24 protein-coding genes are annotated in these 24,020 nt (G+C 53.1%); 8 read left to right on the forward strand and 16 right to left on the reverse strand.

Annotation, left to right across the window (positions count from 1 at the left end; translation table 11 throughout):
• Positions 1–67: 67 nt before the first annotated feature.
• The 5 genes from B152_RS0105425 to B152_RS25020 all read left to right on the forward strand — a co-directional run bounded on the left by B152_RS0105425 (position 68) and on the right by B152_RS25020 (position 4,542).
• Positions 68–745 carry a hypothetical protein gene (locus B152_RS0105425; protein WP_020591381.1) on the forward strand — a complete coding sequence of 226 codons (678 nt, stop codon included), beginning with the start codon at positions 68–70 and terminating at the stop codon, positions 743–745.
• Positions 746–824: 79 nt separating this feature from the next.
• Positions 825–1,418, forward strand: coding sequence for a DUF6151 family protein (locus B152_RS0105430; protein ID WP_020591382.1), 594 nt, complete (start codon positions 825–827; stop codon positions 1,416–1,418).
• 377 nt (positions 1,419–1,795) lie between these two features.
• The gene (locus B152_RS0105435) at positions 1,796–2,560 is read left to right on the forward strand and encodes a TetR/AcrR family transcriptional regulator (RefSeq protein ID WP_020591383.1); all 765 of its coding nucleotides are present in this window, start codon (positions 1,796–1,798) and stop codon (positions 2,558–2,560) included.
• Positions 2,550–4,166, forward strand: coding sequence for an ABC1 kinase family protein (locus B152_RS22640; RefSeq protein WP_020591384.1), 1,617 nt, complete (start codon positions 2,550–2,552; stop codon positions 4,164–4,166). The genes B152_RS0105435 and B152_RS22640 overlap by 11 nt, the downstream gene beginning before the upstream one ends.
• Entirely contained in the window at positions 4,153–4,542 is a 390-nt protein-coding gene (locus tag B152_RS25020) for a DUF6463 family protein (protein WP_157230869.1), read from the forward strand. The genes B152_RS22640 and B152_RS25020 overlap by 14 nt, the downstream gene beginning before the upstream one ends.
• Before the next feature lie 227 nt (positions 4,543–4,769).
• On the opposite strand, the gene B152_RS0105450 is transcribed toward B152_RS25020, so the two are convergent.
• The 5 genes from B152_RS0105450 to B152_RS0105470 all read right to left on the reverse strand — a co-directional run bounded on the left by B152_RS0105450 (position 4,770) and on the right by B152_RS0105470 (position 8,712).
• Positions 4,770–5,501 (reverse strand): sulfite exporter TauE/SafE family protein, encoded by a 732-nt coding sequence (locus B152_RS0105450; protein ID WP_020591386.1) that lies wholly within the window; start codon positions 5,499–5,501, stop codon positions 4,770–4,772.
• 148 nt (positions 5,502–5,649) lie between these two features.
• Positions 5,650–6,618: a diphosphomevalonate/mevalonate 3,5-bisphosphate decarboxylase family protein gene (locus B152_RS0105455; protein ID WP_020591387.1), complete on the reverse strand. Its 969-nt coding sequence runs from the start codon at positions 6,616–6,618 to the stop codon at positions 5,650–5,652.
• Positions 6,618–7,124, reverse strand: coding sequence for a CYTH domain-containing protein (locus tag B152_RS0105460; RefSeq protein ID WP_020591388.1), 507 nt, complete (start codon positions 7,122–7,124; stop codon positions 6,618–6,620). The genes B152_RS0105455 and B152_RS0105460 overlap by 1 nt, the downstream gene beginning before the upstream one ends.
• A gap of 313 nt (positions 7,125–7,437) precedes the next feature.
• Positions 7,438–8,229: a HalD/BesD family halogenase gene (locus tag B152_RS0105465; protein WP_020591389.1), complete on the reverse strand. Its 792-nt coding sequence runs from the start codon at positions 8,227–8,229 to the stop codon at positions 7,438–7,440.
• A gap of 6 nt (positions 8,230–8,235) precedes the next feature.
• Complete coding sequence (locus B152_RS0105470) at positions 8,236–8,712, reverse strand: GNAT family N-acetyltransferase (RefSeq protein ID WP_211212136.1); 477 nt, start codon at positions 8,710–8,712, stop codon at positions 8,236–8,238.
• Between the two features lie 177 nt (positions 8,713–8,889).
• On the opposite strand from B152_RS0105470, the gene B152_RS0105475 reads away from it, so the two are divergent.
• Both B152_RS0105475 and B152_RS25025 read left to right on the forward strand, forming a co-directional pair.
• Positions 8,890–9,669, forward strand: a complete 780-nt coding sequence (locus tag B152_RS0105475) for a hypothetical protein (RefSeq protein ID WP_020591391.1) — start codon at positions 8,890–8,892, stop codon at positions 9,667–9,669.
• A gap of 74 nt (positions 9,670–9,743) precedes the next feature.
• Positions 9,744–10,556 (forward strand): hypothetical protein, encoded by an 813-nt coding sequence (locus B152_RS25025; protein WP_157230871.1) that lies wholly within the window; start codon positions 9,744–9,746, stop codon positions 10,554–10,556.
• Positions 10,557–10,665: 109 nt separating this feature from the next.
• Here the strand turns inward: B152_RS25025 and B152_RS0105485 are convergent, their stop codons facing one another.
• The 4 genes from B152_RS0105485 to B152_RS0105505 form a co-directional block, all read right to left on the reverse strand.
• A complete protein-coding gene (locus B152_RS0105485) occupies positions 10,666–11,859 on the reverse strand; it encodes a Fic family protein (RefSeq protein ID WP_020591393.1) in 1,194 nt (397 codons plus the stop codon).
• Between the two features lie 291 nt (positions 11,860–12,150).
• Positions 12,151–12,966, reverse strand: coding sequence for a class I SAM-dependent methyltransferase (locus B152_RS0105490; RefSeq protein ID WP_020591394.1), 816 nt, complete (start codon positions 12,964–12,966; stop codon positions 12,151–12,153).
• Positions 12,967–13,060: 94 nt separating this feature from the next.
• Positions 13,061–14,134, reverse strand: a complete 1,074-nt coding sequence (locus B152_RS22655) for a sensor histidine kinase (protein ID WP_020591395.1) — start codon at positions 14,132–14,134, stop codon at positions 13,061–13,063.
• Complete coding sequence (locus tag B152_RS0105505) at positions 14,131–14,688, reverse strand: heme NO-binding domain-containing protein (RefSeq protein ID WP_020591396.1); 558 nt, start codon at positions 14,686–14,688, stop codon at positions 14,131–14,133. Before B152_RS0105505 ends, B152_RS22655 begins: the two co-directional genes overlap by 4 nt.
• Before the next feature lie 385 nt (positions 14,689–15,073).
• Here B152_RS0105505 and B152_RS0105515 point away from each other — a divergent pair, with 385 nt between their 5' ends.
• Positions 15,074–16,780 carry a protein adenylyltransferase SelO gene (locus B152_RS0105515; protein ID WP_020591398.1) on the forward strand — a complete coding sequence of 569 codons (1,707 nt, stop codon included), beginning with the start codon at positions 15,074–15,076 and terminating at the stop codon, positions 16,778–16,780.
• Between the two features lie 10 nt (positions 16,781–16,790).
• Here the strand turns inward: B152_RS0105515 and B152_RS22660 are convergent, their stop codons facing one another.
• The 7 genes from B152_RS22660 to B152_RS25040 all read right to left on the reverse strand — a co-directional run bounded on the left by B152_RS22660 (position 16,791) and on the right by B152_RS25040 (position 23,958).
• Positions 16,791–17,873 (reverse strand): hypothetical protein, encoded by a 1,083-nt coding sequence (locus tag B152_RS22660; protein WP_033405770.1) that lies wholly within the window; start codon positions 17,871–17,873, stop codon positions 16,791–16,793.
• A gap of 95 nt (positions 17,874–17,968) precedes the next feature.
• A complete protein-coding gene (locus B152_RS0105525) occupies positions 17,969–18,556 on the reverse strand; it encodes a mobile mystery protein B (protein WP_020591400.1) in 588 nt (195 codons plus the stop codon).
• Positions 18,553–19,017: a mobile mystery protein A gene (locus B152_RS0105530; protein ID WP_020591401.1), complete on the reverse strand. Its 465-nt coding sequence runs from the start codon at positions 19,015–19,017 to the stop codon at positions 18,553–18,555. The genes B152_RS0105525 and B152_RS0105530 overlap by 4 nt, the downstream gene beginning before the upstream one ends.
• A gap of 169 nt (positions 19,018–19,186) precedes the next feature.
• Positions 19,187–19,975, reverse strand: coding sequence for a phytochelatin synthase family protein (locus B152_RS0105535; protein WP_157230875.1), 789 nt, complete (start codon positions 19,973–19,975; stop codon positions 19,187–19,189).
• A gap of 132 nt (positions 19,976–20,107) precedes the next feature.
• Complete coding sequence (locus B152_RS25030) at positions 20,108–21,040, reverse strand: substrate-binding periplasmic protein (RefSeq protein WP_020591403.1); 933 nt, start codon at positions 21,038–21,040, stop codon at positions 20,108–20,110.
• A 251-nt stretch (positions 21,041–21,291) separates the two neighbouring features.
• Positions 21,292–22,227, reverse strand: coding sequence for a substrate-binding periplasmic protein (locus B152_RS25035; RefSeq protein WP_218044357.1), 936 nt, complete (start codon positions 22,225–22,227; stop codon positions 21,292–21,294).
• A gap of 900 nt (positions 22,228–23,127) precedes the next feature.
• The gene (locus tag B152_RS25040) at positions 23,128–23,958 is read right to left on the reverse strand and encodes a substrate-binding periplasmic protein (RefSeq protein WP_218044358.1); all 831 of its coding nucleotides are present in this window, start codon (positions 23,956–23,958) and stop codon (positions 23,128–23,130) included.
• Positions 23,959–24,020: the final 62 nt, after the last annotated feature.

Genomic DNA, 24,020 nt, shown 5'->3' on the forward strand with positions numbered 1-24,020 from the left:
ATTTTACAATATTTTTTCAACACGCAACGCGTGTTATCAGCATGAGATAAACTGGAGTTTTCCGCTGATGTCCAGCGCAACAGAATCAACCGCCGGGCTGGAAATTATCAGCCTCCTGATGAAGCACTACAACAGGCCCTCCGGCCTGCACAACGAAACCCTGCTGGGTGCTGCGGCAGCCCTGGCCGGGGAAAGTGCCCTGCTCGCTGCACAGAGTGGAGGAGCAGCCGAGGGACGGCTGATCACCGGGAAAGCCTTGCGCCTGATTTTTTCACCCGTTAGTTCACCCGTTAAGTCTGCCGTAAATTCACCTGTAAAGTCTTCCGGGAAAACCGTCTGGACCATTATCCGGCTGGTGCTCAGGCGCGAGGGTATCGAGATCCCCCTGCCCGATCCCGAAGCCGCGGTCAAACGGGTTACCGATGCCCTGGGCAGCAGCCCTTTTCCCCCTCTTTCTATCCCGGTCCAATATCATCCCCGGGAATGGTCCCCCAATGCCTGTCCCAACCTGCGGCTCAAGGTCAACGAGATTGCAGCCCGCTATGATCTGGATCGCGAAGGCAAGACCATGGCCCTGGGTTTTGCCCTTGCCTATATGCTGGCCAAGGCCGGGCAGATGATCGATCTGCAGGTCGCCCTGACCCTGGTTCTGGAGACCATGATCGGCGTCGCTCACATGCCGCCGCTGAAACAACCACTCCAGGCACAGGAGTATCTTCACTATCAATCGCAACTTATGGCTTAAATCCCTGTTGCAGCGCTCGCTCACTCCCACTAGGCTGCGGGAAGAGATAATATAACCCGACAATAGCCCGAGAGCCATCATGACCGATGTTCCCTTAAGTTGCAGCTGTGGCAAAGTCCAGGGCCAGGCCCACAAGGTATCCCCCGTCAGCGGAACCCGGATTGTCTGCTATTGTGATGACTGCCAGGCCTTCGCCCGCTTTCTCGGACGGGAAACCGAGATTCTGGACGAACATGGCGGCACGGATATATACCAGCTTACGCCAGCCCAGTTGGAGATCAGCCACGGGGTTGAACTGCTCCGTTCCCTGCGCCTGACCCCCGGCGGCCTGCTGCGCTGGTATTGTGACTGCTGCAAGACCCCCGTCGGTAATACCTTCTCTGCCGGCTTGCCTGTGGTCGGGCTGGTGCACAGCTTTATGGGCGACAAGACGAGACGCAGCCTGAACCTCGGCCCGGTACGCAGTTATGTCATGGGCAAATATGCCAAAGGCACCCCTCCGGCCCGGCCCCTGCACAAGGGTTTCCCCCTGCGGCTGCTGCTGCGGGTTATGCCCCGTGCCCTGGTCAACCGCCTGCTCGGCAGACATCGCCCGACCCCCTTCTTCACCGCCGAAGGCCAACCCGTTTCGGAACCCTTGATTGTGTCCGAACAGAAACAGCCTGCATCCTGAAGCAAGCCCGCCAAGAAATCAGACTCAAACCAATCAAGTCCCGAGTAAATTAATCCCCGGGCGAAGCAATCCCCGGGTGAACCACCCCCTCAGCAAATCCGCCCAGCCCCCCCTCTGGGCGGCTCTACTTTTTCCTGCCCTGTTTTTACAGGACACCTCCCTCGACAGCCCCGTCACAAAACCCGCGGGAGTCGACGAGCTGATAATTTTGAAAAAGAAATCTAAAATTCTTCAATTACACCAGCTAGTTACCAGAATTCCAATTTGATAACGGACATAAATTACGGCGGCTAAATAGTAAGCTGCGTTGACTCTTATGAGAATATTACTACATTAAACAACATTATATCCTTATTTAATAGAGAGTATTTTTCATTATGCGCATTTCCAGCAAACAGAAAGAAGCCAATCGCAGCAAGCTGATTGCGGTTGCGGTCGAGCTTTTCTCGGAACAGGGTTTTCATAATGTCACGATGAAACAGATCGCCAAAGCCGCTGGTATGGGCGATTCATCGGTCTACAAATACTTTCCCAACAAGGACAAGTTCCTGCTGGCCTATCACGAGGATGTTCTGTTTCACATTCTTGATCTGGTCGAGGAAAACAGCGACTTCGCCGATTTCACCCTTGAGGAAAAACTTCAATTTTTTGTCTATAACTACCTCGACGAGCTGCTGGAAAACCGCGAATTTGTCGGCGAAAGTCTGGAAATTCTCCGTGCCTCGCCCTCCTTTTTGATGCAGCGCGAATTTGCCGCCAGCAAGGCGCTGAAAAAGAAACTGGCACAGATCCTGGATGAGGCTGTTGAAACCGGGGAAATCCCCGAGCTGCCGTTTCAGGGCGCGCTGTCGCATTTTATGGTCGATGGCCTGCTCGGCACGGTGCTCTACTGGCTGCAGGATGACAGCGAGGACTTTACCCAGACCACCCAGTTTGTCGAGGTTGCCACCGGATTTTTTGTTACCCTGCTCAAAAGCGGGATCATCGGCAAGGGTGCTGATCTGGTCAGCTTCCTGTTCAAAAGCCAGATGATGCGCTTTATGGAAAGCGGTGCCGGAATGGGGGGCGCGATGGGTCTGGCCTCGCTGATGAAGGGCATGAGTTCTTTTGTCTCCAGAGGAGGCCGGGGCCATGCCGAATAAATCACCCAATAAATCACCAGAAAAATTACCAGAACAATTACGAGAAAAATCACCCAATAAACCAGCCGACAAGGAAGACAAGGGCAGCATCGCCACCCGACGTCTCCAGCGATCGACCACCCTCGGCCTGACCGCGACCAGAGTAGGTCTTAGCCATCTCGGTCATCTCGGTCGGACAAAGCTGGCACAAAGACTGAACCCCAAGACCACCGACGATATCGCCAGCAGGGAAAGCCGTGCCCAGATCCAGCGCGCCCACGAAGAACAGATCGGCAAGACCCTCTTCAAAGCCCTGAACCAGCTCAAGGGCACCGCGCTCAAGGCTTCGCAGATCCTCAGCATGGAAGCCGAAATTCTGCCCGAAGGCATTCGCAAGGAACTGGCCAAAGCCTGTTATCAGGCCACGCCGCTCAATCGGGCTCTGATCGACAAGGTCTTTCGCAACGAGTTTGGCAAGGGTCCCGGCGATGTTTTTGCCCGCTTTGACAAGAACGCCTTTGCCGCCGCCAGTCTGGGGCAGGTGCACAAGGCCACCCTGCCCGGGGATCAGGGTCTGGCCCCAACTCAGGCCCGAAATCAAGCCCCAAATCAGGACGTGGCGGTCAAGGTTCAGTACCCCGGTATTGCCGCCTCGATCAAAAGCGACATCAAGGCCCTTAGCGGCCTCTTGTCTCTGGTTTCGGCCTCGACCAACTTTATGCCGGACCGGACAGTGATTGACCCGGTGCTTGATGAAATCACCCTGCAGCTCCAGCGCGAGGTCGACTATTTTCTCGAGGCGGAAAACCTTACGCGTTTTGCCTCTCGCCTGAAACTCGACAAGGTCAGGATCCCGGCCGTCTTTGCGGACTATTCTTCCGAACGCATCCTGACCATGGAAAACCTCTCGGGCTGTCATCTCGAGGAATGGCTAGCGGGCAATCCGACACAGGCCGAGAAGAACCATTACGGTCAGCTGCTTTATGATTTTTTCTTTCACAGCTTTTTCGACCTGCAACACCTGCACGCCGATCCCCATCCCGGAAACTTTCTCTTTATGCCAGATGGGGAGCTGGGCGTGCTCGATTTTGGTTGCATCCGCGAAGTTGACCCTGATTTCATTCGCAAAATTACCAGCTATTACCAGCTGATGATCCGCCATCATGGCCCTGAAAAAGGAAAAGGACAGCCCGATTACGCCGGACTGCAAGGCTTTTACGAAGAGTTCGAGCTGATCAAACCCGATCTGGAGGAGAGCGCCTTGCGCGATATCCTCCAGCCCGAACTTGATCCGATCCAGCACTGGATGATCGCGCCCTATCACGAGGCAACCTTTGATTTCAGCAACTGGAAATGGCCGGATATGACCACCGACAGCACCCGCAAGATCGCGCCCTATATGAAGGGCATCAACCGGGATCTGCTCTATTTCGACCGTGCCTATCGCGGGCTGGGTCTGATGCTGAGCAGGCTGGGCGCCGTGGTCAAGACCGGCAATCCCTGGGCGCTCGCCCCCTCTGAGAGGGGCAACCCTGACATTCTCAACCCCGAGATAACAACACCTGAAATGGGCAATCCGGCGGTTCGCGCCCTAGATAACGGTAAGCTTTCCGATGTCCCTGCTTGAGTACAGATGGATCGGGCGATGGATTATGGCCGTCGCCCTGCTCCATATCAGCTTTACTGTCGTCCTGTTTCCCGAGGCACTGGCGCGGATTTTCACCGCCGGATTTTTCAACAGCGGCCAGATCAATGACCAGATTGGCAAGACCGTCTGGTTTGTTCTCTTTGGCCTGCCGCTATTTCTGACAGGTTTCCTGCTGGACCAGAACGAACGGCAAAGCCCGCCGGCCCCCTTTCAGGAAATCCCGCTGGCCCTGCTGACAGCAATGACCCTGCTGGGTATCGCCCTCTTCCCCGCCTCGGGTTTCTGGCTGCTGATCCCCGCCGTCATCGGTTTTGCCCTGAAAAATCACCGCGCCAACAAAACCTGGGGCCAATAAAGGCCGCTTTACTCAAGATGAGTGCCAGTAAACAAGGATGCCAATAAACTGGGATGCCTAAAAACTGGGATGCCTAAAAACTGGGATGCCCGTAAATCAGGATGCAAATAAATACAGACGTAACGAAACAGCCTGATGAAACAGCCTGACGGAACTGGCCTGCCGTGACCAACCAAGCCACTTCAATATGGGACATATCCAATTGCAGCCCCACGAGAAACAAACCACTAGAGCAATTTCATTGTCAGAAATACAACCGTCAACGCCAGGGTCGCCCGGATAATAATATCCGAAGCCCGTTCGCTCAGTTTAACAAGCACCTTCTTTCCATAGACAATGGAAATGACCATAAGGGGAATAAGATATAAAACGGGGAGCAATATATCAAATGTGACCTGGTCTGTTTCCAGACGGATGAAAGTCGCCGCAGTCCCCAACACAAGACTTAAAGCCGAGGTCGTCCCGTGCATCTGCTGCAAGGACATATTCTCGGAAAGAAAGTATACCTTTCGCAGTGATCCTCCTCCTCCAAGGCCGACACCCTGCATGAACCCCGACATAATACTGGTTAGTACAGAGCCGTAATTTTGCTTTTTCTGGTCTTGTTTCTTACGAAAAAGAGACGGAAAAATTCTCTTTGCTGCAAAGAACAATGTCATCAAAAGCATCATTATATAAAGGGCAATCTCGGGAATAAATCCAATCAGATAAGAACCGGCGACCGCAGCAATTATTGAAACGGGCAACATACGGGCCACAAGTCCCCAGACGATGTCGTGGCGGAATATAAAGGCCTTGATCCCGCTGTTTATCATAAAGAAGAAAACAGTAATACTGACTGCAGTATGCGGATCAACAATCAAGGATAACAGCGGGTTAAGCACAACGCCGCCCGTTATGGGAACAATAACAAAAAAGAACGAAGAGATTCCAACCAGTATATATATCAGTATTTCCATGTCATTTATCTCAAGACACCATGAATGCAAAAATTGCCGGAAGATTATATAGGAAAACCATCACTCTTGCCCCCAGGGGTTTGTCCCCCGAAACTTCTGTCAATGATGCCCGCCAGAAAACCAGAAAGCATCATTGACAAGCACACTGCTAGTCCGCAGGTTTGACTGAAGTGCCCGGCAAGTTATTCAGATACTGCAAGGCCCCGCCCACTTTTGAACTTCTGTGCTCAACCCCTAGATCCTGCAACCCCTGTACAACTTTGTGGTGAGCAGTATCCGAGAAACAATAGATAAATACATTAGCACCAGTATTCATGGAGTAATATACTGGCTCGCCATTTTTTTGCCGGAGGTTTCTGGTAAAAACCATTGTCGCAACTGTTTCAGGTTGCCACAAAAACAGGTTATTGTGGCCCGTGTGCAGTACAGCATAATTTAAGACACTGTGCCGCTCTGAAAGATCCGCAAGACGATCAATGTCTCTTGTCTCCAGCCCCTTTATCATCTGATCCGCTGTGTTTGCGACCAGATGGCGCACGGGCTCCAGCATCGGCGATGAAGCTGCTTCTTCATAGAAATTATGATTGTCTTTGTGATATCGAGCGAAAGCCACGACAACAGTGATATCCTCTAACTCACCGGGGGAAAAAACTTGCTCTCCATAAGTTGGAATTCCATATCCTGAACGTCGAACAATAGATATCCCGCCTGTAACAGAAGCTGAAGCCGAAAACGACCCCTTACGCGCCAACTCCGAGATATCCCTTAGCTTCTCTGATGATGAAAGAAGACGGGTGATGCCTCCTGCCAGGCAGGCATATCCTGAAGAAGAAGAGGCCAGCCCGACATCCGGTTCAAAGTTATTCTCGGTATGAATCTCAACCGATTGATCCGTCACACTGCCTATATAGCTGTATGCTCTTTCATAGTCTTTTGGCCAAACTGGTTTACTTTTCCCGCCATCTCCTTCAACCCGACTCATGGTTGTTATTGTTTTGAAAGAATCAAGAGATGTATAAAGCATATCGATAGTCAGTGTTTTTAAAGATGCTTCCTGATACTGATGAAAGCAGGTTAAACCTTGAGCTGCATTTGCAGTGACTGTTACAGTATTCATTACTGATCATCTCCAACATTCATATCAAGATAAATTTCGATGACACTTCTGCTATCTGGTTTCGACGTATCAAACCCCAGGCTTTCAAGAAATACTTTTACCTTTTCGGCATTCTCATTCAGAAATTTAGCTTCAAGAACGCTGAACAGATCATCGACAGCAACAATATCTATTCTCAGAAAATCATTCTCCCAGGTCCGAAAGGATTTAAGGAACGTTTTCAGAGGCTTACTGCCAATATTTTCCAGAATTAGCCGCATTTGTTCCGGGTCTGAAATATCGGTTCCACACCGAACCCAATCCCCGCTACTCACATCTCTCGTTTTGTAGTCGAGATTATGGATACCTTCTGAACTTTTAAGTCTTAATACTGAACTCTGTGAGGAACCGCCTGATACCGAAAAATAGGTGTATGTATGCGGCTTCGCTGTTCCAAAAACGATCCCCTTGGAGGCAAGGAGATCTATCAGTCCCTCATAAACTGGATATTTTTGCTGAATGGCCATGATACTCCATTTCCCAAAAATATTTTTGTAACACAAAGTTCATAAATATGAAATTTTTTACACTTATAGCGCGAATCCATGAAAGCAAGCCATATCTTGGAAAAATCTGAGGATAACTAAATTTCGGCAGAAAATAGCTCATTTTTGCCACAGGCCACTCAAGTGACATTTCAATAAAATAGTTTATAGGTAGAATTTCCCTGAAATTAGTACAAGAAAATACAGAGTTAAAAACTCACACGTCCGGCAATAACAACAAGGAATAGAAGTAAGTACTTACTTAAGCTGTACTTTAAAATCCCTATCTACATCCCTACCCCAGACGTCCGTAAAAGGTCATGCGCGCGGATTCAGACAGGACAATGCCGGGTTTGGTGTTATAGGCCAGCACCACCAGAATGCGGGTGCGCGCGCCCTCGACCGGGGCAACGCGGTGCAGGGCGTTGCGGCCACGAAACAGCACCAGCGCCCCCGGCCCCATGGCGAGCTGCTTTACCGGACGCCTGCCGTCCAGCACCTCGGCCACACCGTCAAAGTTCAGATCACCTTTATCGGCATCGCGCAGATCGGTGACATATTCAAAAGTTCCGCCCGCCGCAGGTTCCTGGATCATCAGGGTGGTGGCAAAAGACGAATTGTCAAAATGCCAGCCCAGTTCCTGCCCCGTCTTCGCATAGTGTACGTTGATCGAGGACAGCGGATCGGCATAGGCATGCAGCCCCGCCTCGCCCAGCACGGCACAAAGAAACCCGCGCAGATCCGGGGAATCATAAAGACAGCCCAGCGGTGATCCCGCCGGGACGATATCATCCGTAATGCAGCCCTTGGAGGATATCACCTGGCGATTGCGCGGGTGCTCCTCGGCAAAAGCCGGATCGGGCGGGCTGAGATAAACATTGTGTTTCTGGGCACAGAAATAGGCCTGATCCATATGCGCCAGCGCCTCGTCCCGGACCTGCGCCACCGCCGCTTTCTCAAGAAAGCCTGGCAACACCAGCACCCCGTCCCGATCCAGCGTGGCTTTGCATTCGGCCTGAAAATCCTGATCTGTCAGCGGGTAGCGCCCAAGATCAACAATATCCTTTAGATTAATATCCTGCATCATCTGCTCTTATCCATAAACCGCCGGGTTCCAGCTCTGCATCAGGATTTCCGGGTTGGGGATCGGGGTGAAGCCGTAGAGGGCGTAGAGGGCGTGGGCGTCGCGGGTGGCGAGCATCATGCGGCGCAGGCCCTGCAGGTCCGGGTGATCGACGATGGCCTGCATCAGCCTTTTACCGAGGCCCTTGCCCCGGTGACTTTCGAGGATAAAAACATCGGCGAGATAGGCAAAGGTCGCCCGGTCGGTGATCATCCGGGCAAAGCCGATCTGGTTATTGCCGCCATCAAACAGCCCGAAACACAGTGAATTTCTCATTGCCCGCGCCAACAGATCGCGTGGAATGCCTTTGGCCCAATAGGACTGGCTGACAAAGCCGTGGATCACATCCAGATCCATCTGCGCAAAATCTGTGCTTATTCTGTAGTCCGACATTTTTCCCCCTGTGATCAACCCGCTTTGCGAGACGACAATTCTGCTGTGTGACATGAACTTTTCAGTCTCTCTTTTATGCCCCGGCAATAAGATCTGGTCATCAGGTTTTTAAGTATAGGAAACAGCCCAATAGCCATAATATATTCCAGAGAAGACTATTTACTTGAGATCCCTCGACAAAAACCTGTATTCGGTTTACAGGAACAGCCCTTGTCTCACTGAGGAAAAAAGATGGGGATCGCACAGGATTTTGGCGGCGTGATGGGTTATTTTAGCCTTATAAAATTGATAGCTTATTGCCTATGGACCGGACGTAACGTTTTCTTACAAAGAAAATTTGAATTCATTCCCGGCGGGAAACACCCCGGCACCTGGTTCTATGCCGCCGTTCCCCCGGCTTTATGCTATCTCGCTCTATTTCTGCTCACAGCAATCGGGATTACCGATTTCCCGTTCTTCTATGATTTTATCGCGTATTTCGAGAAAACAATTCCTGTAGCTCAGCATGTGATTCATTATAAGAGTGCTTATAACTTCCTTTTTTCAGTCGTACTCGTTTCCTACTCCATTGCATTTTTGTTCTTCCCGCGGGATCTGTATATTTTATGGAAAAGGAAAAATCATCTTAAAATAGATCGTAAAGTATTGTGGCTGATCTTGAATATCATTCAGGCACGTAGCTGGATTGGTGTCACAAAATTTATTATAGCAACTCCCTTAATATTTCTCTTCATGGGATATACCGTCTTTATTTTATTATACGACACAAACCCTTTAGATTGTGACCTTTCCTCAGGTTCGGCTTTTGGAAACTATCTTATGGGAACCGGTGTGTGCAGCTCTGGATTTGTTTTGATCTGTTTGATGTACTTGCCTGTATGTATCTTTGGATTTTTATCCCTTGGTCTGCCCACATATCTCTTTTGTATCACAGAGCTGTTTTCGGCCGATATGCCGCTAAGGAATAAAGAGGGCCTCATTGGAAGATCAAACAAATCAGGGATAAAGTAGGAAACACCGCCCCAATCCGGCACGGATATTGCTTCATAAGCTGTAGATTTTAACAGCTTTGCCAGGGCACTGACATGCAGATATCCAGCTCCTACTCTCTAAGGCCTTATAATCAGGACGAAAAAGTAGACCTGCACCGGATGGTCGCAACGGAAAACTCTGCCGCGGCATCGCGAACAAGCGGCAAATCTGGTACGGCTTCGGCCACAGGCTCGGCAGAAGCTGCCCTGTCCTTCTCTGCCATGGGCAGCAATGTCCAGCTCACGGCGGCACAGTCCGCCGGGGTGAGCGGAACGGCGGCGACCAACAGTGGCGCTACAGGTGCAGGTACAAATCCGGCCACAGCCAGCAGCAAGGTTACTCTCGGTAATACGGGTATGACCTCAACCACCGAGGCGCTGAACGGCACCGCCCGCACACTTTTCACCGCGCAGCAGCTCGCGGCCATGGATGCCAAATCCGGTACAGGGGAAAGTGAGGCCGTGACCGAATTCCGGGATTTCATCGGCAAGACCCCGGCCGAACGCATGCGCGCCCAGATCCTCAAGGGTATGGGCCTCACCGAAGAAGAACTGGCTGCCCTATCGCCGGAAGAACGCAAGAAGGTCGAGATGCAGATCTCGCGCATTATGGAAGAGAGCACCAAGCTATCGATCCGTGAAGACGGCCAGAGCCGGGAACAGCAACAGATCACCAGTGATGGCCCCGCTTTGGCCCCAACCAATCTGGCCAGCGCCGGACAGATCAAGGGACAGCAGAACAGCCAGTCGGGCGGCAACGTCACCCCTGATATCGCCCCTGATATCGCCGGGTCCGGCAGCCCCGACGCCCGCGAGCAAAATAGCCGCGCTATCGAAAGCCTGCTCGGCGAGAACATGATCAGCTAGGGCCGTTGGCTCTCCAGACCTTTGGGTGATCACCTCAGGATTATATCCTGAAGGCAAACGCTCTCCTGACCAGGCGTGTCAGCGCAGCTTCACATCACCTTTGCGGCACTCAGATATCAGGGAACAACCCCGGCATCCAGCGCCCGGCGTATTTCGCAGGGAAGGCCAGTTTCAACGGCGCACGTGTCGAGCTGCTGCAAAGCGCCCCTACCTCAAGCAAGGCAGATGTCACGCGCCGTGCCACGCGTTCACTTGTTCCAAGAAGCTCCGTAACCTCGCCGCGTGGCAACTCCCCCTGAAACAGAACGGCACGCAAGACCCTGTCCGATCTGGCGGGCAAGACACCCGCGCGCATCTCTTCTTCTGCCCAGATCAGAATGCGATCGCGCAGACGTTCTGGGCGCATGAGATTTTCCATAAAAGCCACCTGATCAATGCAGATGCCAAGAAAAAAAGAGGTGAACTTGGCGAGGGCGGCTTCACTCAAGGTTCCGCGCCCGTCGCGATCGCCACGCCGGGGTGCATCGCAAGCAGCAAGATGACGTTTATAATCGGCTTCATTGCGGGCCAGACCGCGCGCGACAGACCACAGACCTTTGCTGTCCAGTGTTTTACACAATATCGCATGGGACATCAGCCGGGCCACACGCCCGTTGCCATCCAGAAAGGGATGAACCCAGAGCAAACGATGATGGGCGCAGGCTGCAGTCAAGACAGAAGCAATCCGGCCCGGCTGGCGATAGGCTTCGTCCATTCGTTCCAGAAAGCGGGGAACAGCACCAGGGCTGATCGCAACATGACGCCCGACCACGACATCCTGATTGCGCAAAACGCCGGGGATAACGGGAACAGGATCTCCGGTTACCGGGTTTTCGACAAACTTAAGCTCCGGTGGCAAGAGATCATAAAAGCGTTTGTGAATTTCGATAATGCTCGCAGGCGCGAAGGCAGGATCGTGCAACCCGCCCTGGTCAATCCACTTCTGCACCTCTATGTGCGCCCTGGCCTCCAGCTGCAGATCACGCTGCTCCGGATCCGTACTATAGTCATCTTGCAGGGCGCGCTCTATATCGACGGGATGGGTATTATGCCCTTCGATCAGGTTGCTGTAATAACAGTTCATCGAACGTACCAGATCAGCAAGGGCATCGGCAATGGAGGCTGGCAAGCTTGCCCCAAAAGCCGCCGTGGCTTGCGCCAGCTCCAGCGCCTGATCATTCAAAGCCGCGCGATACGGAGCATTTTCCGCGACCATCAAAGGCTCGAACACCCCTATACTCTCGTCATCATCTCGTCCTGCCATCTACACCTTTTGGCCACTTTAATGGCCGGAATGATTTTTACATTAACTAAATAATAACATAATTTTGATTAATTTTGTAACTTAAATTACCCCAATATATGGCCGCTTTAATGGCCGGTTTATTTTCGCCCGTCATCCGAAATCCACCAAGTCTGGAAACATTCTTACATTGCCCCATTTCGCCTGCGATTTTCCCGGCGTTAATGTGCCGGGCTAGGGATAAGCAAACCGGAACCGGAGCCAGAGTTTCAGGCTTGCTCCAGCTTAAAAACCCAAATGCTTTAAATGGCCTCACTTCATCGCCGTGATGACATGGGCCTGGATTTTGGCTTCGACCGGGCCGTTGCCATAACGTTCGGCGATATGGGATGCGGCTGTGTTGGTCACATGCTCCAGCAGGCTGGCATCGCGCACCTCGATCTCGTTGCGCAGGGGCGTTCCCTGACAATAGGCAAGGGCCGGATGGCGCGGGCTGGCTGCCCGGCTGGTCCCGGCGCGGGTCTCGATTGTTACCTCGCTGAATCCCGCCTGTTTCAGCTCGCGTTCGATGGTGGTCCGCTCGTGATAACCATGCGGGGTACGCGCCATAAACAGCGGCGGATCTTCGGGAAAAACGCTGCCCGCGGCCTGTGTCACCAGATCGGCAAAGACATTCTCGCGGATGTGATCCCAGACGTTGAAGACAAAACAGCCCCCGGGCTTGAGCAGCCGCGCCGCCTCGGTAAAACCCTTGACCCGATCAGGGAAAAACATCACTCCAAACTGGCAGAGCACCACGTCAAAACTGGCATCGGCAAAAGGCAGATCCAGCGCATCGGCCTGTTGCCATTCCAGCGCGCAGTCGTGCGGTCCCTGCTTTTTCGCCGCATGATCCAGCATCGGCTGATTGAGGTCGCTGACCACATAACGCACATCCGCACCCAGCTGCGGGGCCAGTACTCTTGGCACCACCCCACTACCCGCAGCAGTTTCCAGCACCGCGGCAGGATGCAGGCCCACCACCCGTTCAGCCAGATCGCGAGCATAGTCCTCGAATATCAGGGGAACCAGATAGCTGTCGTAAAACTCGGGGATGGAACCGGTGAAGATCTTGTCACTCTCGGACATGCGCGGGTCTCCCTGTTATTTTGTTATCCCGACCACAACAGAGCCGTTTGCAAAAGCTTACGTGAATTACCTGCAGAAGGGAAATCAGACCTGGTCAGGTTCTTTCTGACAACTCTGTTTCTGGCAACTCTGTTTCTGGCTGACCAGTTTCCAGCGGAAAATGCAGCACGGCCAGCGAGCCCTTGCCCACAATGCTGCGCAGGCAAAACCGCCCGCCGTGCAGCTCGACCAGTGACTTGACGATCGGCAACCCCAGTCCGGTACTGCCCAAACCCGTGTTACCCAGACCTGTGTTATCCTGGCCCCTGTTATCCTGGCCTGTGTTATCCTGGCCTGTGTTATCCGATTTGGAGGAAATCACATAGGCACTGCGGGCCTGACCAAAGGGCAAAAGCACCTTGTCCATGTCCTTTTTGTCAATTCCAATCCCGCTGTCGGCCACAGCCAACAGGGCCTCCCGGCTGCAACGGCGAAAGTGGACCAGGATCTGTCCGCCCGGATTGGTGTATTTCACGGCGTTGGACAGCAGATTGAGCAGCATCTGATACAGCGCCCGCCCGTCCGCCTGCAAGCTGTGCCCGCTCCCCTGCAGGCGATAGTCCAGGGTAATGTTTTTGGTCGAGGCGGTCTGTTGCAACATCCGGATCGCGGTCTTGATTGTTTTTTTCACATCAACCTTTTCCCAGACAATTTCGTACTCCCCGGAATTGATCTTGGAAAAGCTGAGCAGGTCGTTGATCAGGCTCAGAAGATGCTGGCCGCTCTGGTGGATCAGACCAATATATTCCTTGTACTGCGCATTGCCGATCTGCCCGAACATTTCATAGTGGATGCATTCGGAAAAGCCGATGATTGCATTGAGCGGGGTGCGCAGTTCGTGGCTCATACAGGCCAGGAATTCCTCGCGCGCAGCGGTGGCTTCCAGCAGTTCCTCGGTCCGCTCCTCAACCTTCTGTTCCAGCGTCGCATTCAGTTCCCGCAAGGCCCGGTTGGCCCGGAAAAGCTCAATGCTCTTTTCCTCAAGCAATACCTCGGCCGCCTCTCGCGCCGACTTCTCACGCAGATACCGCTTGCGGGAAACCGGAAGGTCGTCCTGGTTGCTCCCGATTTCTGCCCCGGCTTTTGCGCCGGATGGCTTAGGGGAACCTCTGTGCGCAGCGCCTGTCATGCCGGATCGTCCGCCTGTTTACACAGAACAAAACGCGCCTCTGTCCCCTGCCCGGCGGAAAGATCCTCAACCGAGAGCGTGATCTTTTCCCCGAAATAGACAATAGCCCCGGCAATCAGTCCCTCAGCCAGTGCGGCAAAAGGTCGACTGGAACGATAGAGCAGCTCGAAAGAGTTTTCGTCCGGCCAGTCATGGGAAAAATGCGGCAGTTCCGCATCGGGATAAAGCTTGTGCACCTCGGGGTGGATCACATCGTTGATTTTGGTCAGGAAGGCAAAACAGCTGGTTTTCTCGGCAAAAAACACCGGATACCTCTTGCCGAAGCTGGCAAAGAGATATTCCCCGAACAGCTTCATCAACGCAGCCCGTTCTTTCCCGGTTTCCCGCGACAGGACCTCAACCAGGGTAATCATTTCATTAAAATCATAGGTGCCGACCGCGGTATAGCTGCCCCCGGAAGGCAGATCTGCCACTTCTATCAGGCGGTCACAGAACTCTTCGCCAAAGCGACCGTCGACCATCTCGAGGAATTCGGTAAAAACGATACCTTTCATCTGGCCCTCCCTGCAACAGGGTTTCAGGTAGCAAGAGGCCGATATAGAAAGCCCCGGAACTGGCTTCCCCGGCAACAGAGCGTTTGTTTGACAGCCACAGTTCCGGCTTTGCAGCAACAGAAGGAAAAGCAGCCTGCCTCTTGTACCAGCTCAACAGACTAGCAGCTTTGTCTTAATGAAAGTTGAAGTGCACTGTTCCCTACAGTCCCGGCAGGAAGCACGGAACAGCCTGAAAACAGGCAGCCTGCTGGAAAAAACAGGCATTCTGCTGACGGATCACCGGATAAGCGATAAACCACCCTGAGAATAGTTTTGGCATTTCTGGTCGCGCGATACTATCTCTGGTACAGATGCTTTCGCCCGCAAGAAAACAAGAGTAGCCGCCGTGACCCCTAAAAAACCAGCCTCCCAGAAATCAGTTTCAGGGAAATCAATTTCAGGGAAACCAGATTCAGGGAAACCTGCTCCCCAAAAACCGGAGACGGGCCTGCATATTGCCTTCGACAACAGCTTTGCCCGGCTGCACGAAGCCTTTTATACCAAGCAGAACCCGCAGCCGGTCTCGACCCCGGCGCTGATCAAGGTCAATGAAGAACTGGCGGATCTTCTGGACATTTCGGCTGAGGCTCTCGTCTCTGACCAAGGTCTGGCGGTACTGGCGGGCAACGCCATTCCCGAAGGCGCAGAGCCCCTCGCTGCCGTCTATGCCGGACATCAGTTCGGCGGCTGGAGCCCGAGACTGGGCGATGGACGCGCCATTCTGCTGGGTGAAGTCGTGGGCAAGGATGGCATCCGCCGCGATATCCAGCTCAAGGGATCGGGGCGCACGCCCTATTCGCGCAATGGTGATGGCCGCGCTGCGTTGGGTCCGGTCTTGCGTGAATATCTGGTCAGCGAAGCCATGGCTGCGCTGGGTATCCCCACCACCCGCGCGCTGGCGGCCGTAACAACGGGCGACCCCGTGTTCCGCGAAACCACGTTGCCCGGTGCCATCATTACCCGCGTGGCGCAAAGCCATATCCGCGTCGGCACTTTCCAGTATCACTATTCCCGCCAAGACGTTGGCGCCCTGCAGATGCTGCTCGACCATGTGATTGATCGCCACTATCCCGAGCTGAAATCCGCCCCCCAACCCGCTGTTGCCCTGATCTGGGCCGTGGCTGCCCGACAGGCCGAACTGATCGCCCGCTGGATGCAGGTCGGCTTTATCCATGGTGTGATGAACACCGACAACATGTCAGTGGCGGGCGAGACCATCGACTTTGGCCCCTGCGCCTTTATCGACCGCTTTGACCCCGCGACGGTCTTCAGTTCAATCGACGAAGGCGGGCGCTATGCCTGGTCGAACCAGCCTGCCATCGGCCACTGGAACCTCTCGCGCCTTGCCCAATCCCTCGTGCCGCTACTGCCCGCCGATGCCGAAGGCAATATCGATGTCGCCGAAATCCAGGAAGCGGTCAACAGCTTTGAACCCGCCTTCCAGAGCGCCTTCTACGGCGGCTTTGCCCGCAAGCTCGGCCTGTTGAGCCCCCAGGAGGGTGACAGCGCCTTTGTCGAAACCACGCTGGAACTGCTGGACAATCAGGAGGTGGATTTCACGCTGTTCTTCCGCCACCTAACCCGCTACGCCACAGAACAGACAGAACTGGCGGGGCTGGCAGTAAAAGGGTCAGCCCCGGCGGGGCCAGCTGTAAAGGGGCCCGCAATAAAAGGGTCAGATGATAGTGAAAAGGCCCCGGCGGAACCCGCAGCAGGCGGCAGTGCCGAAAGCGACCTCGCCGCCCTCTTCGCCGCCCCGACCGCGCTGAACGACCCGGCAACGGGCTGGCTGGCCCAGTGGCACAACCGCCTGTTACAGGAAACCACCAGCCCGGCCGAACGCGTCAAAACCATGCAGGCCGTCAACCCGGTCTTCATCCCGCGCAACCACCGGGTCGAGGAAATGATCGCCGCCGCCCAGTCCGGCGACTACGCCCCCTTCGAAAAACTGCTGGCAATCCTCTCCCGCCCCTACGACGAACAACCCGAAAACAGCGTCTTCGAAGCTCCGCCCACAGACAATAAGCCCTACCGGACTTTTTGTGGGACTTAAATGATCGTATTTACGTGTTCCTAAAAGCCCATCCTTTACATTTTTCGTATGAAAAAACCTGTGTCCAGGCGCTTTCGATTATTGCATCATCGATACGATTGATCAGTTCTTTGGTTTTTTCCTTATCCATTGCCTGACAGGAAAAATGGGCAAAATTCTGAATATTCCACTGATCAGGATAACGGGATAACACATCATCAATTCCCTCTTTCATCAAAGACCAGCTCACTCTCGATTTTGTAAAAGCCACCATCCAAAGGCTTCCATGATTTGCCGACCAGTAAATCCGGGCATAAATCCCCTTACCTTCTTGATCTTCGGTGTATTCGATTGCCTTCCGGGCAAAATCCTCCAGTTCCTGAACGGTTCCATGCCAGCTGGGATGATAGTATCCCCCACCCGAAAAATAAGAGCCGTAATAATAAGGACCAGCTTGTATTGCTTCACTAAAAAGAGCCTCAAAGTCCTTTTTCGGCCAAGCTTCCACCTTGGCTATATCAAGCATATTTGCATACCAGTGGGGATCTTTGCTCCCGACCTCTCTGTGTCGTAAAAGATAGGCACGCGCCTTTGCAATCAGCTTATGGAATTTTATCCGCTGTTCCTGTGTTACCGTGTTTGCATATCGAGTTCCTCGAACCCTCCAAGCCTGATCCTGCAAGATGATTGCATAAGCAATATGTGGCGTAGGAGAACCCGGTTGTTTTTTTGCCCAGGACAGCGCTCTATTTTCCATCATCGACCAATAATCTTGGGATATATTAAACATCCTATCCGGCGCAGAAAAACCTTTGTAAAAGTAATCTAGCTTCCACAATCCGCTAGACATTCGCTCTCCACTGTCTCTGTAATGATCTGATATTCTGGATAATTCTTCGAAATTCCGCTCAGAAAACAGAACACGTGTTTTATTAAAGAGGTCGGCTCTCTCTGACAGCTCATCTGCAATCGCCTGAGAGAAACAAAGAACTAACAAACCTGACAAAATCAAGACTATGTATCTGATTTTATTATCGATCACGAACCACATCGGCACCCCCTGCAGATCCCTGAACAGCACTCCCAAAAACAAGTGCTCTGTCCAGATCATCATTTCCTTCATAGGTTTATAATTTGTAAAATATACAATTATAGATATCTATTCCTGAAAATGCCGAGACAGCAGAAACACTCCTTACCCCAGGCCGCTTATCCCCCCACAAAAGCCAGCAGCGGCATTATATCCCCGGCATCCGCAGCCCGGAGCGCGGTGATATAGGCAGCGCGTCTGTTACTGTCGGCTTGCAGGTCAAAACCGCTGGCCCAGATGATCGGCGGGTGGTGGTAATGATCTTCGAGCAGGATATCCGCGGCAATACGGGCGTGGCGACCGTTGCCATTGGCGAAGGGGTGGATCTGGACCATGCGGTGGTGAAAGCGGGCAGCGGCTTCAAGCGGGGCATAGGTCCAGTTTTCGACCCAATAGCGTGCATCATCCAGTAACATACGCAGTTGTGAAGATATTTGCAGCGGATCAACGCCGATGTTTTTCTCGGTCTTGCGATATTCCCCGGCCCAGGACCAGACCTCGCCAAACAGGCGTTTGTGCAAGGTTCGGACAAAAACATCGTCAAGAATATCCCCGCCCCGGCGGCGAGACAGCCAGCCCAGCGCCTGTTCGATGTTGGACTGTTCCAGCTCGTCCAACTGGCCGCGCGTGGTGATGTGGCTGAACTTCAGGCCCAGCCGTTCATCGGGATCAAGCGGCGTGGCCCCATCGGGTTCGATAAAGTTCACCGGACCTGCCAGAAGTCAGACGGTCTGTCGCGGACAAGTTGTTCCGCCAGTTCCGCGATCCGTCGGCGGATCTCGCCCTCGGGCAGGGACTGGCTTTCCAGTGCCATCAGCGCACTGGCGCGACCTACGCGGGCCGCGGCCTTTTCATAGGCCTGGGCCTGCAAAACCTCCCCGACACTGCCTTCGGGCACAATGGCATAGACAAAGCGCCCGCCCAGCGCACTGGCAAGTTTCTCCATCTGGGCAAGGGTGATCGCCCCGTCGCGTTCATTGCGTTCTGCCTGATAGACCGCACTGCGGGTTACCCCCATGCGCCGGGCCACATCAGTCCCGGACATGCCCAGCGCCTTGCGCAGACTGACCAGCCAGCCCTCGGCGGGCCAGGCGAGATCGGCCAGTTGGGCCGCCGCCCCGTCAACCAGCCGCAGATATTGTTTTCTGGCTGTTTCCCTGACACTCATCGCCTGATACCTTTAAACAAAAAGCAATAATACACATATTAAACAATATACAAATTATTGCTTTTGTCAATTTATTGATACACAAATAAAGATGAATGAATATCATCTAATATACATATATCCAGAAAGCGCATATCAGATAATAGGCATTGTCCCCGGAAACGCTCTCCTACAGCTTGCTGACCGAAACAAAGCCACCGGCTTGGCCTTCGAGCACGCCGTGTTCGGCGGAGGTGGGCTTGACCATGGCTTCGAGCAGTTTGGGCACGGGCGACCAGTAGGGAATGTACCATTCCTGATCGACTTCGAGGATCAACACCCGGTCACTGGCTGCGTCGTAGGCACCGATCAGCGAGATGTGCGGGCCGTCCCAGTCGCCCGTCAAAACCCCCTGGTTGAAGTAGATCATCAGGGCATCCCCGGCCGAGGCTTCATTTTTAGCAAGCTTTTCACGCAGGCTGGCAAGAGCGGCCGCGTCGTTGGCGGCGGGCTTCCAGCTGGCGACCTGCCAGTTGGCAAGCCGGGCGTCCTGCTGGGCCAGTGCCTCCACGGCTTTCCGGCTGAATTCTTCGAGCTGGGCAAAGGTCACGCCGTCGCCGTCTTCGGCGGAAACCGCGCTCCAGACCGGGTCAGCCACCAGCTCCAGCAAGGCGGGCTGGGTGGTCACGGTGTCCTCGGCATGGGGCGGCAAGCCGCGCAGGCCGTTGAGCGTGGCCGTTACCGTGGCGATGGAACAGGCGCTGCTGGTGAACTGTGGTTTCACGTAAGGAGAAAAAGCCCAATAGTCCGGGGCATTTGCGCTGCGAAGGAAAGCTGTATCAGCCGTCATCGGCACAGCAAACTCCCCCAGCTTGGGGGCCAGGTCATCCGCCAGAGCCGGAGCAACCAGAGAACCGGAAAGCGAAACAGTAAAAGACGTTGAAAGAAGCAGTGAAAGAAAAACAGATGCGCGCCGCATGATCACCCCGGAGTTGAATATTGCCGGGAAAACGCTACTCCTGAATTTTTCGGCTGGCAAGCCGGATCAAACCGAAAGCAGCCCAGAGAACCTGAGGGCATCGCTGCCGATCCCGAAACCGCCGCCTTGCCTTCATTCCCCGTTAGTTAAAACTTCAATATCATGCCCCAGAATACCGTATGACCGGAAGGTTCCGCTGTAGCTTCCCGAGTTTTTCAGGGCGGCGATTCCGCGGTTAAAGGCCCGGCAGACGGCCTGATCTGTGAAAACGGCATACTTGGTACTGGGAAGCAGAATCCGGTGCACGGCCAGGGGTTGTGTCACATCCACAAGGGTCGGGTAATCAGCGTTTTTTATCAGCCAATTCAGGATATTGAGCTCACCAATAACCACATCGGCATGGTCGCGGAACAGCAGCATCAGGAGATCCCGCCGCCGGGCGAGCTCGCGATATTGACTGTTTCCGCTGGCAAAGGCCGAAAATTCTGGCTCCAGAATTGCTGAGGCGGTCTGGAAGGACACAACCCTTTTGCCTGCCAGATCCGTTATCTCGCGGATGCTGTAATTGCGGGACTTAAGGGAAAGAGCCACATTTTGATAGGTAATATAGCTGTCTGAATAACAGCCTTCCAGTTGATCATTCAGACTGACGGTCAGGGCACCATCATAGCGTCCGCTTCTGAATTCAACGTTGCGCCGCTTGCCAGGGACAAAACGGGGAATGACCCTATAGCCCTCCAGCGCCAGGGCCGCGCGCACAATATCCAGTTCGGCCCCTCCGTTGTGATCTTCGTCTATATAAGGCGGGGTGGAAGCATTCATAAGCAGCGAAATTGTCATTCCTGCCGAGCCGTCACCTGTGTTTGCTTCTTCAGCGGCAAGTGACCTTGACACAAGGCCCTCGCCGGAAGTCACGAAGACCAGGATGGCCCCCAGAAGCAGCAGCGGTACGATCAGAAATCTGTCGGTTTTATCGCGCAGCAAGCCAGGCTTCGAGAAGCGGGTGAAGGGGAAAAACATTTCGCGTAAAATCAAAAACCCGAACAGGTAAAAGATAGAGATCATCTCTTTACTTCTTTCGGAAAGTGCCCTGCCCAAACATCAACCCATGGTGGCGCAGGGCAATCTATATCAATCTTCTGATTACACGCCTCAACAATTAAAATTACTTTAAGAATAGCCTCCCGAGCGCGCGTGTCAGTCCGGAGTGCAGATGAAAAATTGAGACCGAAAATTTGGGCTGGCAAGGACAAGCCGGAAATCACAAGAACCTTGGGGAAAAACGGATCTGCCAGCGCTTCGGCAATGCGCGTTTCCTATGACGTAAACGCGCCCGGTTTTCTCTTGCGCCAGCTCAGATCGTCTCTCGGAGGAAAATAAACTTCATACTCTTTCAGGATATCGTCATAGCGCCCCGACTGTTTCAGGGCCGCGATGCCCCGGTCAAACGCCCGGGTAACTTCTTGATCCCTGAAGACAGCAAACTTGTGGCTCGGAGGAAAAATCCGGTGGATTGTCATCGGCTGGTTCTTGTTGGTCTGGCTTGCGTAACTGCCGTTTTTCACCAGCCAGTTCAGAATATTCACATCCCCGATAATCACATCGGTTTGCCGGTTGAACAGCAGGCTCAGATGATCACGTTGTTTGGCAACCTCGCGGTACATCTTGTTGTCTTCAGCAAAGCCTCCGAATTCAGGCCCCAACACCACAGATGCAGTCTGGAAAGCCACCACCCGCTTGCCTGACAGATCGGCAATCGAGCTGATGGCGTACTGGCTTTTTTCCAGCGAGAAGGCAACATTCTGATAGGTAATATAGCTCTTGGAATAATAGCCCGGCAGATCTTCATTCGGGCTGACCGTCAGTGCGCCGTCGCTATTCCCGTTGCTGTATTCGATGTTGCGGCGCTTGTTCGGTACATAGTGGGTGCTGATTTTGTAGCCTTCCAGCGCCAGCGCCTCGCGCACGATATCCAACTCGGCCCCGCGATTACTGTCGGCAATCACATAGGGCGGGATTGAGAAACCCAGCGACAGGACAATGCTATGCGGATGCTTGGTTGCTCTTGATGGCAAGGGTGCTTTTTCCTCGGCCTGAACAGGCAACCCGGAACCAAGAAGGATCAGGAAAACAAGCGCCAGAAGTCTCCCCATAAGGCCACCAGAGACCCAATCAGAAACACCCCCCCGAAACATCCGGACCAGGTTTCTGCGGCACTCTTTTGATTCTTGGGCAAAAGCGTATAAAGTCATCCCTGTTATCTCTTTCAAATACAACAGCATCTCTCATTTGTTCACAAAACAGCTTGCAGATCGTTCCCGACAAGACAACCAAGTAACAGTTGAAAAAATAAAAACCCGCAGCGAGTATAACAGAGCTGGTACGCGTTCCGATACACCTGTTTGCCAAAGCCGAAGATCCTGCAGGCATGGCAACCACAGCTGAATTCCGCTCAGGTCCAGCTCAGGTTCTGTGCGGATTTTGCGTAACTCTCGTACAGCTATGAAATATCACCGAAAATATCGGATTAGCTTTTTCTTTATTCGAGAAAATCTGCCTATCTCATCTGTTTCGAATTCTGCCCCGAACCAGCCGCAAAGGCTTTCCCTGTAAGCTGCGGTCCGGTGAATCAACAGAACCGCTCAATACGGGAAAATCCTTTTCCTCTGTCCAAAGATTTTACTTTGGAGCTCTACCTTGTGGTTCTGTTCGGTCGTCCCGATTAATAAAATCACTTGCAGACCCCTTTCCCCGCTATCAGCCCGGCACCATTGCACTCGCCATTGCACCCGACATTGTACCTGGGAGAAAATCAGAAAAACACTTACGCAACGGGCATCCATATAGGACAGGCTGCGCAGAATTAAAGCCCAGGCGACACTTATTTTCTCTGGAGGATGTTGTGAGGCAGCTTTGACACAGAATTGCCTCAGCAGAGTTTTTTTGGGAGGCACCCAAAAATTACCTCTCTGTTCCCAAGGACGAGCCGGGACAAAACAAAAACGCTGCGATAGGGACCAAGATCCTAAAAAAAACAGGAAAAGCACCCCAGATTTTAGAAAAAATAATTTCTATATCCGCGAGCTAGGAGGACGGAAAATCAGCTTTCCGATCACCCCGGTACGGAGCTGCTGATCAGAGTTCCAAAGGGGTCATGTCCCCTCACGGAGCAGATCCTCATTCTGCCCCCGATAAACATCGTATTCTTTCAAGATAACATCATACCGGCCAGATTTTTTCAGCGCGGCAATGCCCCGATCAAAAGCCTGGGTAATCTCTGCATCATGAAAGACGGCATATTTAAGGTCAGGCGAAAATATACTGTGGACTGTCAGCGGTTGGTCCTTGTTGATTTTGGGGGAATATCCTCCGTTTTTCACCAGCCAATTCAGAATGTTGATATCCCCAACCACCACATCGATATGCCCGCCGAACAGTTTTGCCAGATGATCAAGCTGTCGGGAATGCTCAAAATAACTCTTATTATTACTGGTAAAGTCCGCAAACTCTGCCCCCAACACCACCGAGGCAGTCTGGAAGGCGATCACCCGTTTGCCCTGCAAATCAGGAATTTCCTGGATCTGGTAAGCCTTGTTTTTCAGAGAAATCGCGACGTTCTGATAGGTGATATAGCTCTGCGTGTAATAACCCGGCAGCTGTTCATCTTTGCTGATGGTTAACACCCCGTCCGTGTTGCCTCGACTGTAATCAATGTTGCGGCGTTTGTTCGGGACATAATGCGTCGAGATTTCGTATCCTTCCAGCGCCATCGCCTCTCGTACGATGTCCAGTTCCGCCCCCCGGCTGCTGTCAGTCAAGATATAGGGCGGGATGGAAAGGCTCAGCGACAGGCTGACTTTCCGAAAGTACTTAACGCCTGTTTCTGTGGCGGTCGTTGCCTGTGGTGTCGGCCCCCCTTCAGCGGAAACCGTTATGCTAAAACCCGGGGTCAGTAAGACAAACCCAAGCAAAAACCAGCACAACAACCGCAGCCCTCGGTAAACTTTTTGCTTTAGGCAAAAAGGGGGTGGAAATAGCATACCAA

The organism is Kiloniella laminariae DSM 19542 (assembly GCF_000374005.1).
GTDB lineage: Bacteria > Pseudomonadota > Alphaproteobacteria > Kiloniellales > Kiloniellaceae > Kiloniella > Kiloniella laminariae.